Origin of the sequence: Streptomyces sp. NPDC089424 (assembly GCF_044749345.1) — a bacterium.
GTDB lineage: Bacteria > Actinomycetota > Actinomycetes > Streptomycetales > Streptomycetaceae > Streptomyces.
The window spans coordinates 76,504-92,515 of sequence record NZ_JBIVHU010000013.1 but is presented as its reverse complement, the minus strand read 5'-3'; the positions used below and the strand labels follow the sequence as shown (position 1 = coordinate 92,515).

The following is a 16,012-nucleotide window of genomic DNA, read 5'->3' as shown; positions in this document are numbered from 1 at the left end:
TCACGGGCACGCTGCGCCGGGGCGACGACACCTGGCAGCGTGTGCTGACCTCGCTGGCCACCGCGCACGCCCAGGCCGCGGCCCCGGTCGACTGGGCGGCCTTCTTCCCCACCACCGCGCCCGCCCACCGCGACCTGCCCACCTACCCCTTCCAACGACAACGCCACTGGCTGGAACGGACCAGGAACGCGGCCGACGCGGCCTCGGCCGGGCAGTCGGCACTCGAACACCCCCTGCTCGGCGCGTCGGTGGAACTGGCGGGGTCGGACGTCACCGTACTGACCGGCCGGCTCTCGCTGGGGACACACGGCTGGCTCGTCGACCACACGATCGCCGGCACCGTACTGCTGCCCGGCACGGCCTTCGTCGAGATGGCACTGCGCGCCGGTGACGAGGCCGGCGGCGACCACCTCGAGGAACTCACCCTCCAGGCACCGCTCGCCCTGCCCGCCGCAGGCGGCCTCCAGCTGCGGGTCGAAGTGGGCGAGCGTGACGACACCGGACGGCGTCTCGTGGAAGTCCACTCCCGGCCCGACGGCGAAGGGCCGGGCACGCCCTGGACCTGCCACGCCACGGGCGTCCTCGCCGCCGGCGGCCCGGAGCCCTTCGCCTGGGATCCCCGGCAGTGGCCGCCCACCGGCGCGGTACCCGTCGACACCGACGAGCTCTACCCGTCACTGGCCGCCGCCGGCTACCGCTACGGCCGCGCCTTCCAGGGAGTGCGGTCGGTGTGGAAGCGCGGCGACGAGGTGTTCGCCGACGTGATGCTGGAGCAGGAGCGGCACGCCGAAGCGGCCGCCTTCGGCATCCACCCCGCGCTGCTGGACGCCGCCCTGCACGCCGGACTCCTCTCCGACACGGGGGCCGGGCAGGAACCGGGAGCGCTGAGGCTGCCGTTCGTCTGGTCCGACGTGCGACTGCACGCGACCGGCGCCACGAACCTCCGGGTGCGGCTGGCCCCCGCGGGCCCCGACGCCCTCGTGGTGGAGGCAGCCGACACCGAGGGCGCGCCCGTCGCGTCCGTCGGTTCGCTGGCGATGCGGCCCGTCGACCCCGCCGCACTGGGCGGGGCCCAAGGCGGCCACCACGACGCGCTGTTCCGCATGGACTGGGTGAGCCGGGCGGTCCAGACCGCCGAAGAGACCCCGGCCGGCCTGTGGGCGCTGCTGGGCGAGGACCCGCTCGGACTCGGCACCGTCGTGGACCCGGCACAACTGCACCGCTACGCCGACCTGTCCGTGCTCGGCGACGCGCTCGACGCGCCCGCCGCCACCGCCCCCCGGCCCGCACTCGTCCTCGCCCACCACCTGCCCGGCACCGGCACGGCCGGCCCGGACGCCACCGACCACGATCCCGCCGCCGCGCGCACCGGGCTGCTCAGGACGCTGTCCCTGGTGCAGTCGTGGCTCGCCGACGAGCGGTTCGCCGACACCCGCCTGGCGGTGATCACCCGCAGCGCGGTGACGGCCGACGGCACCGAGCGGCCGGACCTCGCCGCCGCGCCGGTGTGGGGTCTGCTGCGCACCGCGCAGACGGAGAACCCCGACCGCTTCGTCCTCGTCGACCTCGACGACGACGAGCGTTCCCTGGGCGCCCTGCCCGCCGCACTCGCCTGCGGCGAACCGCAGTTCGCGGTGCGCGCCGGAGAGGTCCTGGTGCCCCGGCTCGTGCGCGCCGCAGCCGACGGCACACCGCCCACGCCGCCCGCGCCGCCCGCCTGGGACCCGCAGGGCACCGTACTGATCACCGGCGGCACCGGCACCCTGGGCGGCCTCTTCGCCCGGCACCTGGTGACCGGCCACGGCGTACGGCGGCTGCTGCTGGTCAGCCGCCGGGGACCCGCGGCCCGGGGCGCCGACGAACTGGTGGAGCGGCTGGCCGCGCTCGGCGCGACCGCCACGGCGGTGGCGTGCGACGTCGCCGACCCCGAGGCGCTTTCCGCCCTGCTGGAGGCGATACCGGACGAGCACCCGCTGACCGCCGTCGTGCACACGGCGGGCGTACTGGACGACGGCCTGGTCTCCGCGCTGACCCCCGCACAGATGGACGCGGTGCTGCGGCCCAAGGCGGACGCGGCATGGCATCTGCACCGGCTCACCCGGCACCTGGACCTGACGGCGTTCGTCCTGTTCTCCTCGGTGATGGGCGCGCTCGGAGGCCCGGGCCAGGGCAACTACGCGGCGGCGAACGTCTTCCTCGACGCGCTGGCCGCGCACCGCCGGGCCCAGGGGCTTGCGGCCACCTCGCTGGCCTGGGGCCTGTGGGACGAACGCAGCGAACTGACCGGGGATCTGGACCGGGCGGACATGGCCCGCATGGCCCGGTCCGGACTGCTGCCCCTGCACACGCAGGACGGCCTCGCGCTGTTCGACGCGGCTGTCGCGCGAGGAGGCCCGGCGCTCGTACCCGCGCGGCTGGACCTCGCCCGGCTCGCCCAGGACGGGCACGGGGCGCTGCCCGCGGTGCTCGGCGCCCTGGTGCGTCCCCGTGCCGCCCGGCGCACCGCCGCCGGCGGCCCGGCGGGCGGCGGCGCGGGCGGACAGCGGTTCGCCGGGATGTCCGCGGCCGACGCGGAGCGCGAACTGCTGGAGACGGTACGCGCCCACACCGCGACCGTGCTGGGGCACCCGACCCCGGAGGCGGTCCGGCCGGACAGCAAGTTCAAGGACATGGGCTTCGACTCGCTGTCGTCGGTGGAACTGCGCAACCGCCTGAGCGGAGCCTTCGGCGTGCGCCTGTCGCCGACGGCGGTCTTCGACCACCCGACGCCGGCCGCGATCGCCCGCCACCTGCGCGGCGAACTGTTCGGTGAGGCGGCGTCCGCCGGCGCACCCGCGGCCACGGCCGTCGCGCTGGACGAGCCCGTCGCCATCGTCGGCATGAGCTGCCGCCTCCCCGGCGGCGTCGGATCCCCGCAGGAGCTGTGGGAGCTGGTCGTGTCCGGAAACCACGGCATCGCGGGGCTGCCGACCGACCGCGGCTGGGACATCGAGGGCCTGTACGACCCTGACCCCGACCAGCGAGGCAAGAGCTACGTCCGCGAGGGCGGCTTCCTTTACGACGCGGCCGAGTTCGACGCCGGATTCTTCGGCATCGCACCGCGCGAGGCGCTGGCCATGGACCCGCAGCAGCGGCTGCTCCTGGAGACCACCTGGGAGGCGTTCGAGCGTTCCGGCATCCGCCCGGAGTCGGTGCACGGCACCCCGGCGGGTGTGTTCGTCGGCGCCATGCCCCAGGAGTACGGCCCCCCTCTGCACGAGGCCCCCGAGGGGGTGGACGGCCTGCTCCTGACCGGCAACACGATGAGCGTGCTCTCCGGCCGCCTCGCCTACTTCCTCGGGCTGGAGGGCCCGGCGATCACCGTCGACACGGCGTGCTCGTCGTCCCTGGTGGCGCTCCACCAGGCGGCGCACGCCCTGCGCCAGGGCGAGTGCACCTTCGCGGTGGCCGGCGGCGTGGCCGTGATGGCCACGCCGGGTGTGCTCACCGAGTTCAGCAAGCAGCGCGGTCTCGCGCCCGACGGCCGGATCAAGTCCTACGCGGCGTCCGCCGACGGAACGGGCTGGAGCGAGGGCGTCGGCATCGTCCTCCTGGAGCGGCTCTCCGACGCGCAAAAGAACGGCCACCACGTGCTGGCCGTCATCCGTGGCTCCGCCGTCAACCAGGACGGCGCGAGCAACGGGCTGACCGCCCCCAACGGGCCGTCGCAGGAACGCGTCATCCGCCAGGCCCTCGCCAACGCCCGCCTCACGCCGGCCGAGGTCGACGTGGTCGAGGGGCACGGCACGGGCACCAAGCTGGGCGACCCGATCGAGGCCCAGGCGCTGCTCGCCACGTACGGCCAGGACCGGCCCGAGGACCAGCCGCTCTGGCTGGGCTCGATGAAGTCCAACATCGGCCACAGCATGGCCGCCGCCGGTGTCTCCGGCGTCATCAAGATGGTGATGGCGCTGCGGCACGGGGTGCTGCCCCGCACCCTGAACGTGGACGAGCCGACCCCGCACGTGGACTGGACTGCCGGCGCGGTGGAACTGCTGACCGAGAACCGGCCCTGGCCGCAGACGGGACGTCCGCGCCGTGCGGGTGTCTCCTCGTTCGGGATCAGCGGCACCAACGCCCACCTCATCGTCGAGCAGGCCCCGCAGGACCAGAGCGCTGCCGCCGACGCGGTGCAGGAGCCGGTCGTGGTGACGGACGGGACGGTGCCCTGGCCGCTGTCGGCGAAGTCGCCGGCCGCGCTGGGGGAGCAGGCGGCCCGGCTCCTCGAGCACCTCGACCGCCACCCCGGACTGCCGCCCGCCGAGGTCGGCCACGCGCTGGCCGTTGCCCGGTCGGTGTTCGACCACCGCGCGGTCGTGATCGGCCGTGAACCGGCCGACTTCCGGGGCGCCCTGACCGCGCTCGCCGCCGGCCAGTCGTCGCCGCAGGTCGTCACCGGAACGGCGGCGGCCCAGCAGGGCAGGACGGTCTTCGTCTTTCCCGGACAGGGCTCGCAGTGGGCCGGCATGGGCGTGGAACTCATGGCATCCAGCCCGGTGTTCGCCAGGCACCTGACCGCCTGTGCGGCGGCGCTCGAGCCGCACACCGGCTGGAACCTCATCGACGTCCTCGACCGGACCCCGGACGCCCCCTCCCTCGACCGTGTCGACGTCGTCCAGCCCGCCCTGTGGGCGATGATGATCTCCCTGGCCCGGCTGTGGGAGCACCTGGGCATCACCCCCGACGCGGTGGTGGGCCACTCCCAGGGCGAGATCGCCGCCGCGCACATCGCCGGGGTGCTGTCGCTGGAGGACTCCGCCCGCATCGTGGCGCTGCGCTCCCGGGCCATCACCCGCCTGGCGGGCCACGGCGGGATGGTCTTCCTGCCGCTCGCCGAGGCGGCCGCCGAGCGGCTGATCGCCCGGTGGGAGGGCCGGGTGGCCGTGGCCACGGTCAACGGGCCGTCGGCCACCGTGGTCGCCGGTGACGCCGACGCGCTCACCGAGATCGTCGCCCACTGCGAGAGCGAGGGCGTACGGGCCCGGACGATCCCGGTGGACTACGCCTCCCACACCGCGCACGTCGAGGCGCTCCACGGCGAACTGCTGGAACTGCTGGCCCCGGTACACCCGCAGGAGGCGCAGGTCGCGTTCTACTCGACGGTGGGCGACCACGCGGGGGGCGCGATGACCGACACGACCGTGATGGGCGCGGCGTACTGGTACAAGAACCTGCGGACCACGGTGGCCTTCGACACGGCCACCCGCGCCCTGCTGGACGACGGGCACACGCTGTTCGTCGAGGTCAGCCCGCACCCCGTGCTCATCCACCCCCTCCAGGAGACGGTCGAGGACCACGCGGGCACCGGCGAGGTCGCCGTCACCGCCACCCTGCGCCGCGGCGACGACACCTGGCAGCGCGTGCTGACCTCGCTGGCCACCGCCCACGCCCACACCACCGCCGACTGGGCGGGCTTCTTCCCCACCACCGCGCCCGCGCACCGCGACCTGCCCACCTACCCCTTCGAGCACCAGCACTACTGGATCCGGCAGAGCACCACCGCCACCGATCCCCACGCCCTGGGCCTGCACGCCGCCGACCACGGCCTGCTCGGTGCCGCCGTCGCCCTCGCGGACGGCAGCGGAGACGTCTTCACCGGGCACCTGTCGCTGCGCAGCCACCCCTGGCTGGCAGACCACGCCGTCCACGGCACACCCCTCCTGCCCGGCACCGCGTTCGTCGAACTGGCCCTGCACGCCGGTCAGGCCACCGACACCCCCCACCTGGAAGACCTCACCCTCGAAGCCCCCCTCGCCCTCGCGGCCACCGGCGGCCTCCACCTGCAAGTGCGCGTGGAGCAGGCCGGCGACGACGGCCGCCGGGCCCTCACCGTCCACTCCCGGCCCGACGACGCCGGCCCCGACCGGCCCTGGACCCGCCACGCCACCGGCACCCTCGCCCCCCGGCCGGCCGCCGCACCGGACCCGGCCGGGTGGGCGCAGCCGGCGGCCTGGCCGCCGGCCGGCGCCACCGCCGTGCCCACCGACACCCTCTACGACCGGCTCGCCGACCGCGGCTACCGCTACGGCACCGCCTTCCAGGGCGTGACCGCCCTGTGGCGCCACGACGACACCCTCTACGCCGAGGTCACCCTCGCCACCGACGACACCCCCGCACACGCCGGCCACTACGGCATCCATCCCGCGCTCTTCGACGCCGCGCTCCACCCGATCGTCGCCACCGGCCCCGGACAGGACCCGGACCAGGTGCTGCTGCCGTTCGCCTGGTCGGACGTCCAGCTCCACGCCGTGGGCGCCCGGTCCCTGCGCGTCCGGATCAGCCCCGCCGACGCGGGCACCCTGCGCGTCGGGCTCGCCGACCCCAGCGGGCAGCCCGTCGCCGAAGTGACATCGCTGGCCGTGCGGCCCATCACCACCGAGCAGTTCGCGAAGGCCGTCGCCTCGGGCGGGGACGACCACCTGTTCCGCCTGGCCTGGATTCCCGCGCCCGCCGCGGAGCCCCTCACGGCCGGCCGTGTGGCGTTCTTGGGAACCGCCGTTCCCGAGGCACTGCTCACCTCGCTGCCCGACACGGTCGCGGTCGAGAGCCACGCCGGCCTCGCGCCGCTGCTGGCGGACGACACCGCGCCCTTCCCGGACCTCGTCGTCGCCACCGGCCTGCTGGAGCGGGCCGGCTCGGGCGAGGACGCCCCCCGCGCGGCACGGGAGGCCGTCCAGTACGTCCTGGACACGCTCCAGTCGTGGCTGGCCGACGAGCGGCCGGCCGGCAGCCGGCTGGTGTGGGTCACCCGGCGGGCCGTCGCGGTCCACCCCGGCACCGAGACGCCCAGCCCCGCGGACGCCGCCGTCTGGGGCCTGATCCGTACGGCCGAGGCCGAGAACCCGGGCCGCTTCACCGTGATCGACCTGGCGGACGAGAACACCGTCCCGGCCGAGTCGTTCCGCAGGGCGCTGGGCAGCGGCGAACCCCAAATGGCCCTGCGCGACGGCGATCAGCACCTGTACGTCCCCCGGCTCGTGCGGCAGACCCCGCAGGCCGCGGACGCCGGCGCCGTACCGGAGCCCGCCCCGGGCGGCACGGTCCTGATCACCGGCGGCACGGGCACCCTCGGAACCCTCTTCGCCCGCCGGTACGCGCGGGCCGGGCGGGCCGGCCATCTGCTGCTGACCAGCCGGCGCGGCCTCGACGCTCCGGGCGCGCCCGAACTCGCCGCCGAACTCACCGCGCTGGGTGTGAAGGTCACCGTCGCCGCCTGCGACACCGCCGACCGCGACGCCCTCGCCGCGCTCCTCGCGGCCGTCCCCGGCGAACACCCCCTCACCGCCGTCGTGCACACCGCCGGTGTCCTCGACGACGGCACCGTCACCTCCTTGACGGCGGAACACGTCGAGCGCGTCTTCCGCCCCAAGGTCGACACCGCCTGGCACCTGCACGAGCTGACCCGTGGAACGGATCTCACCGAGTTCGTGCTCTTCTCCTCCGTGGCGGGCGTGGTGGGCACCTCGGGCCAGGGCAACTACGCCGCGGCGAACGTCTTCCTCGACGCGCTGGCCGAGCGCCGTCGCGCGGAAGGGCTGCCGGCCACCTCCCTGGCCTGGGGACTGTGGTCCGACAGCAGCGGCATGACCGGACACCTGGACGACACCGACCTGACCCGGATGGCACGCCTCGGGATCAAGCCCCTCACGGCGGAGGAAGGGGTGGCGCTGTTCGAGGCCGCCCGTGCCACGGACACCGCCTGCCTGGTGCCGGCCAAGATCTCGGCCGCCCTGCTCCGCCCCCACCTGGAGACCGGCACGCTTCCCGCGGTCTTCAAGGGGCTGGTGCGCGCTCCCGTCCGCAAGGCCACCGCGGTCACGGCGACGGGCGCCGCCACCCTGCGCGACCAACTGGCCCGCATGGCTCCCGAGAAGGCCGAGGACACCCTCGCCGCCCTCGTGCGCACCCACGCCGCGCACGTCCTCGGCCACACCACGTCCGACACCGTCAATCTCGACAAGGCGTTCAAGGACCTGGGCTTCGACTCGCTGACCGCGGTCGAGCTGCGCAACCGCCTGGCGGCCGCGACCGGACTGCAACTGACACCCACCCTCGTGTTCAGCTACCCGACCCCCCGAGAACTGGGGCAGCACCTGAGCGGCCAGCTGCGTCCGGCGGCAGCCCCCGGCCCGGCCGGAGACGCCGGAGACGCCGGAGACGCGGAGGACGCCCGGATCCGCGAAGCGCTGCGGACCGTACCGATCGAGGCACTGCGCAGCGCGGGCGTCCTGGACCTGGTTCTGGCGATCGCCGGCCCGCCTCTGCCGGACTCCGCCTCCTTCGCGCCGGACACCGGCACGGACCCACTGGCCGCCCTGGACCTGGACGCACTCGTCGACCTGGCTCTGGACGAGAGGAGCAACTGACATGAACAACTCCGCGGATCGCCCGGCGCAGGGCGGGGACCGGGTCCAGCAGGCACTGCGTGCCCTGCTGGAGGAACGCGACCGCCTCCGGCAGGAGAACGAGACCCTGAAGGCCGGGCGCGGCGAACCCATCGCCGTGGTGGCCATGGCCTGCCGCTACCCGGGAGGCGTCTGCTCACCCGAGGAACTGTGGCAGGTGGTCCGCGACGGCCTCGACGTGGTCGGCGAGTTCCCGCAGGACCGCGGGTGGCCGGACCTGTTCGACCCGGATCCCGACAAGGTGGGCAGCTCCTACGTGCGCCGTGGAGGTTTCCTGCAGGACGCCGCCGCCTTCGACGCGGAGTTCTTCGGCATCAGCCCGCGTGAGGCACTGGCCGTCGACCCGCAGCAGCGCCTGCTGCTGGAGACCTCGTGGGAGGCCTTCGAACGGGCGGGCATCCTTCCCGCCGAGGTGCGCGGCTCGGACGTCGGCGTCTTCTCCGGAGTCAGCTCCCCCGAGTACGGGATGCGCTTTCTGGAGGCGAACGGCAACGACCTGGAGGGCTACCTGCTGCAGGGCAGCGCCCTGAGCGTCGCCTCCGGCCGGGTGGCGTACCAGCTCGGCCTGACCGGACCGGCGGTGACCGTCGACACGGCGTGCTCGTCGTCGTTGGTGGCCGTGCACCTGGCGATGCAGTCACTGCGCTCGGGGGAGACCTCACTCGCCCTGGCGGGCGGGGCGGCGCTGATGGCGACGCCCGCGCTCTTCCTGGAGTTCTCCCGCCAGCGCGGCCTGTCGGCCGACGGCCGGTGCAAGTCCTTCGCGGACGCGGCCGACGGGACCGGCTGGGCCGAGGGCGTGGGCGTGCTCCTCCTCGAGCGGCTGTCCGACGCACGCCGCAACGGCCACCCGGTGCTGGCCGTCCTGCGCGGTTCCGCCGTGAACCAGGACGGGGCCAGCAACGGGCTGACCGCTCCCAACGGCCGCGCCCAGGAGAAGGTGATCCGCACGGCGCTGGCCAACGCGGGGGTCCCGGCATCCGAGGTGGACCTGGTCGAAGCCCACGGCACCGGGACCACGCTGGGGGACCCCATCGAGGCGGGCGCGCTGCTGGCGACGTACGGACAGGGCCGCGCCGAGGGCAGGCCGCTGTGGCTGGGATCCCTGAAGTCGAACATCGGTCACGCGATGGCCGCCGCCGGGGTCGGCGGGGTCATCAAGGCCGTGATGGCCATGCGCCACCGGCACCTGCCGAAGACCCTGCACGTGGACACCCCCTCACGCCACGTGGACTGGTCCTCGGGCGCGGTCGAGCTGCTGGCGCAGGGGCGCGAGTGGACCCGGGGGGACGCCCCGCGGCGGGCCGCCGTGTCGTCGTTCGGCGTGAGCGGCACCAACGCGCACGTCGTCCTGGAAGAGGCCCCGCCGCAGGAGCGGGCGGACCGGGGCGGCCGCGACACGGGCGTCACCGACGGCCTCGTGCCGTGGGTGCTGTCCGGCCGGTCCGCGGCGGCCGTCGAACGGCAGGCGCGCGCGCTGCGCGACGCCGCCCCCGGCCCCGGCCCCGACGTCGGCTGGTCGCTGGCGTCGACCCGGACGGCGTTCGAGCACCGCGCGGTGGTCCTGGGACGCGGCCGGGACGAGCTCCTCGCGGGCCTTACGTCACTCGCCGGCGGCGAGGAGTCCGCCGCGGTGGTGCGCGGCACGGCCGGTGAACTCGGCGGGACGGTCTTCGTGTTCCCCGGACAGGGATCGCAGTGGGCCGGCATGGGCCGTCAGCTGTACGACACCTTCCCCGTGTTCGCGCGGAGCATCGACGCGTGCGCGGCCGCGCTGGCCGAATGGGTCGACTGGCCGCTGCTCGACGTGCTCCGCGGCGAGGCGGGGGCACCGACGCTCGACCGGGTGGACGTGGTGCAGCCGGTGCTGTTCTCCGTCATGGTCTCTCTGGCCGCCCTGTGGCGGTCCTGGGGTGTGGAACCGGCCGCGGTGGTGGGGCACAGCCAGGGCGAGATAGCCGCCGCCCATGTGTGCGGCGCCCTGTCGCTGCGCGACGCCACCCGCGTCGTGGCGCTGCGCAGCAAGGCCCTTATGGATCTGATCGGCCACGGCGGCATGGCGTCCGTCGCGGAGTCCGCTCACCTCGTGGAGGCGCTCCTCACGCCATGGAAGGACCGGGTGAGCATCGCCGTCGTCAACGGGCCCCGATCCGTGGTGGTGTCCGGGGAACCCGACGCGCTCGACGAGTTCGTCGAGAAGATGAGGGCCGACGGCAGGCAGGCCAAGCGGATCAGGGTCGACTACGCCTCCCACTCCCACCACGTGACCCGCGTCCGCGACCAGGTGACCGGCGCGCTGTCCGACGTGGACCCGAAGACGTCGGCACTGCCCTTCTACTCGACCCTGCACGGCCGGACCATCGACACCGCGGAGCTGAACGGCGGCTACTGGTACGACAACCTGCGCCAAAGAGTGCTCTTCGAACCCGCCGTCCGACAGCTGGCGGAAGACGGCTTCCGGGTGTTCGTCGAGATGAGCCCGCACCCCGTGCTGACCGTCCCCGTGCAGGAGATCGTCGAGGACGCCGACGACGCGGTGGTCCTGTCGTCGACGCGGCGGGACCGCGAGGAGGTCCGGGAACTGGTCGGCTCGCTGGCCCGGCTCCATGTCCGGGGCGGGTCCGTGCACTGGGAGGCCTTCTTCGGGACGCGGGCGCGGGTGGACCTGCCGACGTACGCGTTCCAGCGGCAGCGCTACTGGCTGAACTCCTCCCACACGGGAGCGAAGGCCGAGGTTCCCGTGCCACGGCCGCCCGCGGACGACGAGGAGCCCGCCGCCCTGCCGGACCGGCTCGCCCCCCTCTCCAAGGACGAGGCGACGGCACTCCTCCTCGACCACGTCCTCACCAAGGTCGCCGTCGTGCTCGGACACCCCTCCGCGAAGACCGTCGACCCCGACCGCGAGTTCAAGGACATGGGCTTCGACTCGATGCTCTCGGTGCAGCTGAGCAAGGGCCTGGCCACGACGACCGGACTGCGGCTGAAGCCGAGCCTGGTGCTGCGTCACCCCACACCCAGGCGGGTCGCCGGGCACCTCATGACCTCGATGACCGGTCACCTCCGGCGGTGACCCCGGGTGTGCGGGTCACCCGGGCCCCGCACACCGCCCCTCGAACAGCCGATCCACTTCCCGGTGGGCCGGGGCCTTCTTCGAACGCCCCCGCCCACCGGCCGCATTGCTGAGGAGATGATCTCTGTGCGTTCGTTCGGTGCGTCATCCGCGCACAAAGGGTTGTGGCGGGCGCAGGAAATGTTCCCCGACACACTGAACCATGCGCTGAGCATGTGGAACGTGGACGGCGAGCTGGACGCGGCCGTCATGGAATCCGCGTTCCGGCACGTGATGCACGAGGCGGAGGTGCTGCGCGTCACCTTCGTCGACGACGGCGGCGAACTGCGTCTCGTCCCCCGAGAACTGGGCGACTGGCGGCCCTTCCACCTGGATGTCGGCGCCGAGGACGATCCGGAACGGGCGGCGCGCGAAGCGCTGGCCGACATGCTGCGGCAGCCGTTCGACCTGGAGCGCGACCTGCTGTTCCGGCTGGGTGTGGTCCGGCTCGCGGCGACCCGCTCCGTGCTGGTGATCATCTACCACCACCTCATATCGGACGGATTCGGTGCGGCGGGCATGCTCTCGCGGCGCCTCGCCGAGGTGTACACGGCGCTGGCGCGGGGCGCGGACGTGCCTGAGCTGGCGCACCCGTGGGACACCGCGTCGTTCACGGCCGACACGGAGCGCTACAGCGCCTCCGAGCAGTTCGCCGAGGACAAGGAGTTCTGGCGCGGCTACCTGGCGGACGCGCCCGCCCCCGCACAGGTCCCGCGGGTCGTCCTGTCCGACGCGGAGCGGTCCGCGCTCGGCGAACCGATGGGCAGCGCCGACCGCTGGGGAGAGCTGACCGAACCGATCGGCATGGTGAGCCGGACGCTGACCGTCGCGCGCGCCGAGGCGGACGTGTGGACCGAGACCGCAAAGTCCATGGGCGTATGGCTGTCGTCGATGCTGACCGCGGCCGCGGCGGTCTATCTGCGGCACCGCTGCGACCGCCCGGAGTTCCTCCTCTCGCTGGCCGTGGCCAACCGGGCGGGAGCGGCGAGCAGGACACCCGGCCTCGCGGTGAACGTGGTGCCGGTACGGGTGAGCGTTCCGCTCGGCGCGACCTTCACCGAGATCGCCGACGCCATCGGCGACGAGACGTACGAGATCTTCGATCACGCCGCCTGCCACTACTCGGAGATCCAGCGCGCGAGCGGAACCGTCCTGAACGACCGCGGCAGCTTCGGTGCGGTCGTCAACGTCGTCGAGTTCGCCGAAGAACTCCGCTTCGCCGACAGCCCGGCCCACTTCCTGGGCGGGACCACCGGGACCTTCGAGGAACTGGCGATCGGCGTCTACACCGACGGGACCGCCGACAGCGACCTGTTCATCCGGCTCGACGCCCCCGCGAGCCTGTACTCCCGCGCCGAACTGCGCTTCGCCGGCGAGGACCTGATCGCGCACATCCGCGCCCTCGTGGCCGCCGGCGAACGGCCGGTCGGCGCGCTGGACGTGGTGGGCGGCGCCCAGCGGGAGCAGGTCCTCACGGCGCCCGACGACACGGACGCGGCGGTACCGGGGCTGACGGTCCCGGAGCTGTTCGCCCGCCAGGTGGAGCGCGCTCCCGACGCCGTCGCGGTGGTGTCCGGGGACGCGGCGCTCTCGTACCGGGAACTGGACGAGCGCTCCGAGCGCCTGGCCGAGGAATTGCGCCGGCGCCATGTCGGACCCGAGACGGTCGTCGCCGTGGGCCTGCCCCGGTCCGCCGACCTGGTCGTCGCCCTGCTGGCCGTGGTGAAGGCCGGCGGAGCCTACCTGCCGCTCGACCCGGCGTTCCCGGCCGAGCGGATCACCTCGCCGGCCGGCGCCGCCCCGGCGAGCGCGCTGCTCACCGACACGGCGACGGCGCAGGCGTTCCGCGGCGTCCTGGACCTGCCGGTGATCCTGTGCGACGACATCCGCACCGACACCGACACCGGCGGTGCCGCGGCGCGGACACCGGTCACGGTGCCCAAGGACGCCCTGCTGGCCGTGATGTACAGCTCCGCACCGGCCGGCGAGGCCACGGCGGTCGCCGTGACACACCGCAACATGGAGCGTCTCGTCCTGGACCGCCGCTGGCGGGACGCGGGCGGGAGCACCGTGCTGTGGCACGCGCCGCACACCGCCGAGACGCTCCCCCTCGACGTGTGGGTTCCCCTGCTGAACGGCGGCCGGACGGTGGTCGCCGCGGGCGAGCTCGACGCCGACGCGCTGACCGAGGCCTGTGCGGCGCACGGCATCTCCACGGTGTGGCTGCCCGCGCCCCTGTTCTCGCAGATCGCGGCGGAACGCCCCGAGGCCCTCGCCGGGCTGCGCGAGGTGCGCACCGGTGGCGACCACGTGCCCGCGGCCGCGCTGCGGCGGGTGCGGGGGGCATGCCCCGCACTGACGATCGTGAGCGGACACGGCACGGCGGAGACGGCCGTGTTCGCCGCGTCCCAGCACCTGACGGCGCACCAACCGGCGCACCATGCGGGCGCGGTCGGCCGCCCGATGGACAACACGGCCCTGTACGTGCTGGGTCCGGGGCTGGCGCCGGTGCCCGCGGGCGTGAGCGGAGAGCTGTACGTGGCCGGGACCGGCGTGGCGCGCGGCCTTCTCGGACAGCCCGGGCGCACCGCGGAGCGGTTCGTGCCCTGCCCCTTCGGCCCGCCCGGCGGGCGCATGTACCGTACCGGGGACCTGGCGCGATGGAGCAGCGACGGCGTCCTCGAGTACGTGGGCCGGGCCGACGCCCGGGCCGACGTACGCGGCAGCAGGGTCGACCCGGCCGAGGTCGAGGAGGTGCTGTCCGGGCACCCCGGCCTCGCGCAGGCGGTGGTGGTCGCCGGCGGGGACGCCTCGGGACAGCGACGCCTCGTGGCCCACGTGGTTCCCGCGGGCGGCCGGGCCGTCGCCGATGACGAGCTGCGCCGGTTCGCGGCGGGGCGACTGCCCAAGTTCAAGGTCCCGTCGGTGTTCGTGGTGCGCGAACGCCTGCCGCTTGCCGCCGGCGCAAGGGTGGACCGGACGGCGCTGGCGGAGCCCGTGTGGGACGACGAGACGTACCGGCCGCCGCGCGATCACACCGAACGGGTGCTGGCCCGGGCGTTCGCCGAGGTGCTGGAGCTGGACCGGGTGGGGATCGACGACGACTTCTTCGACCTCGGCGGCAACTCGCTGCGGGCGATCAGGCTGACCGGGCTGATCCGGGCGGAGCTGGACCAGGAGGTGCCCGTGCGCACGTTGTTCGCGGTGCGCACCATCGCCGGTCTGACCGGCGCGTGGAAGGACCTGGCCCGCTCCAGCAGGCCGGCTCTGCGCAGGAGGACGCGGGAGGGCGAAGCGCTGTAGGCGTGGTGCCGGTATTCGTCACGACACCCCGGCCGGCTCTGCCGGCCGGGGTGTGCCGTTCGTCGATGTGCGCGGCCGGGGAAAGCCGGGGAAAGCCGGGGAAAGCCGGGGAAAGGGGAATTCAGCGGAGTGCTTTCCGGGCGGCGGAGAGATCCCGGACGGTGCTGGAGATGATGTCGTTGACTTCCTGGCCGTACTGGTCGAGGTAGAAGTGGCCGCCCTGAAAGACGCGCAGCGAGAAATCGCCGGTGGTGTGTTCCCGCCAGGCTTCCGCCTCGGCGGTCGTGGTGTGCGGGTCGTCGTCGCCGACCAGCATGGTGAGGGGGCAGTCGAGCCGGACACCGGTGAGGCGGGGGTGGGTCTCGATGGCCGTGTAGTCGCCGCGGACGGCGAAGAGGATGGAGGCCCGCAGATGCTTGTTCTCCAGGTAGACGGGGTCGGTCCCGTTGACGGAGCGCAACTCGTCGACGAGGCCGTCGTCGTCACGGCGGTGCACCGTCCCGCCGCGCAGCAGGGAGGGCGGGGGATAGCCGGAGGCGAGCAGCCACGCGGGCGGGGTGCCCATGTCGTCCTGGCGGCGGCGGGCCACCTCGAAGGCGAGGACGGAGCCCATGCTGTGGCCGAAGAAGACGGTGGGCCGGCCGTCCTCGCAGCGGCGCAGCGCCGCGTAGGTGAGGTCGGCGAGTTCGGCGAAGTTCTCGACGCAGCCCTCGGCACGCCGCTCCTGCCGTCCCGGGTACTGGACGGCGAGCACGTCCAGTTCGGGTGAGAGAGCTTCCGACAGCGCGTGGAAGTAGGTCGCCGAGCCTCCGGCGTGCGGGAAGCAGACGATACGGAATTCGCTGTCGTCGTTGGGGTGGAAGCGGTGTATCCACTGCCCGCCGAATTTCCCTGACTCTGTCATGCCCAGCCCTTCTTTGCGTCTACCGATTTACCGATTCCGGCCCGCGGCGCGGAATATCGAGCATGGCACAATTCGCCGGACGGGCAGCTGAGTCGGCAGACGGAACACCGCGCTGTTGACTTTCCGCCAAGAATCGGCGGCAGTGGCGTCGACGGGGGAAAGGGCGAGTCCTGCGGCGGCCTGGATGTCCCTTCGGCGGGACAGAGCAACGGAGTCCTGCCGCTGTCGTGCGCGGCGGCGTACACCGGCACC

General features: G+C 73.9%; 4 protein-coding genes. 3 read left to right on the top strand and 1 reads right to left on the bottom strand.

The window, feature by feature from the left end; all coding sequences use genetic code 11:
* The first annotated feature begins 41 nt into the window (after positions 1-41).
* From ACIP2X_RS37620 to ACIP2X_RS37610, 3 genes are all read left to right on the top strand, one after another.
* Complete coding sequence (locus ACIP2X_RS37620) at positions 42-8,405, top strand: type I polyketide synthase (RefSeq protein WP_401682798.1); 8,364 nt, start codon at positions 42-44, stop codon at positions 8,403-8,405.
* Position 8,406: 1 nt separating this feature from the next.
* Positions 8,407-11,514 carry a type I polyketide synthase gene (locus ACIP2X_RS37615; protein ID WP_401682796.1) on the top strand — a complete coding sequence of 1,036 codons (3,108 nt, stop codon included), beginning with the start codon at positions 8,407-8,409 and terminating at the stop codon, positions 11,512-11,514.
* A gap of 180 nt (positions 11,515-11,694) precedes the next feature.
* Positions 11,695-14,856, top strand: a complete 3,162-nt coding sequence (locus ACIP2X_RS37610; protein ID WP_401682794.1) for an amino acid adenylation domain-containing protein — start codon at positions 11,695-11,697, stop codon at positions 14,854-14,856.
* Positions 14,857-14,977: 121 nt separating this feature from the next.
* Here the strand turns inward: ACIP2X_RS37610 and ACIP2X_RS37605 are convergent, their stop codons facing one another.
* Entirely contained in the window at positions 14,978-15,760 is a 783-nt protein-coding gene (locus ACIP2X_RS37605) for a thioesterase II family protein (protein ID WP_401682791.1), read from the bottom strand.
* Between the last annotated feature and the right edge of the window lie 252 nt (positions 15,761-16,012).

What these genes read in the sequence shown, in the direction of transcription:
- ACIP2X_RS37615 (WP_401682796.1), top strand. Translation starts at nt 8,407, where the DNA reads ATGAACAACTCCGCGGATCGCCCGGCGCAGGGCGGGGACCGGGTCCAG.
- ACIP2X_RS37610 (WP_401682794.1), top strand. Translation starts at nt 11,695, where the DNA reads ATGTTCCCCGACACACTGAACCATGCGCTGAGCATGTGGAACGTGGAC.
- ACIP2X_RS37605 (WP_401682791.1), bottom strand. Translation starts at nt 15,760, where the DNA reads ATGACAGAGTCAGGGAAATTCGGCGGGCAGTGGATACACCGCTTCCAC.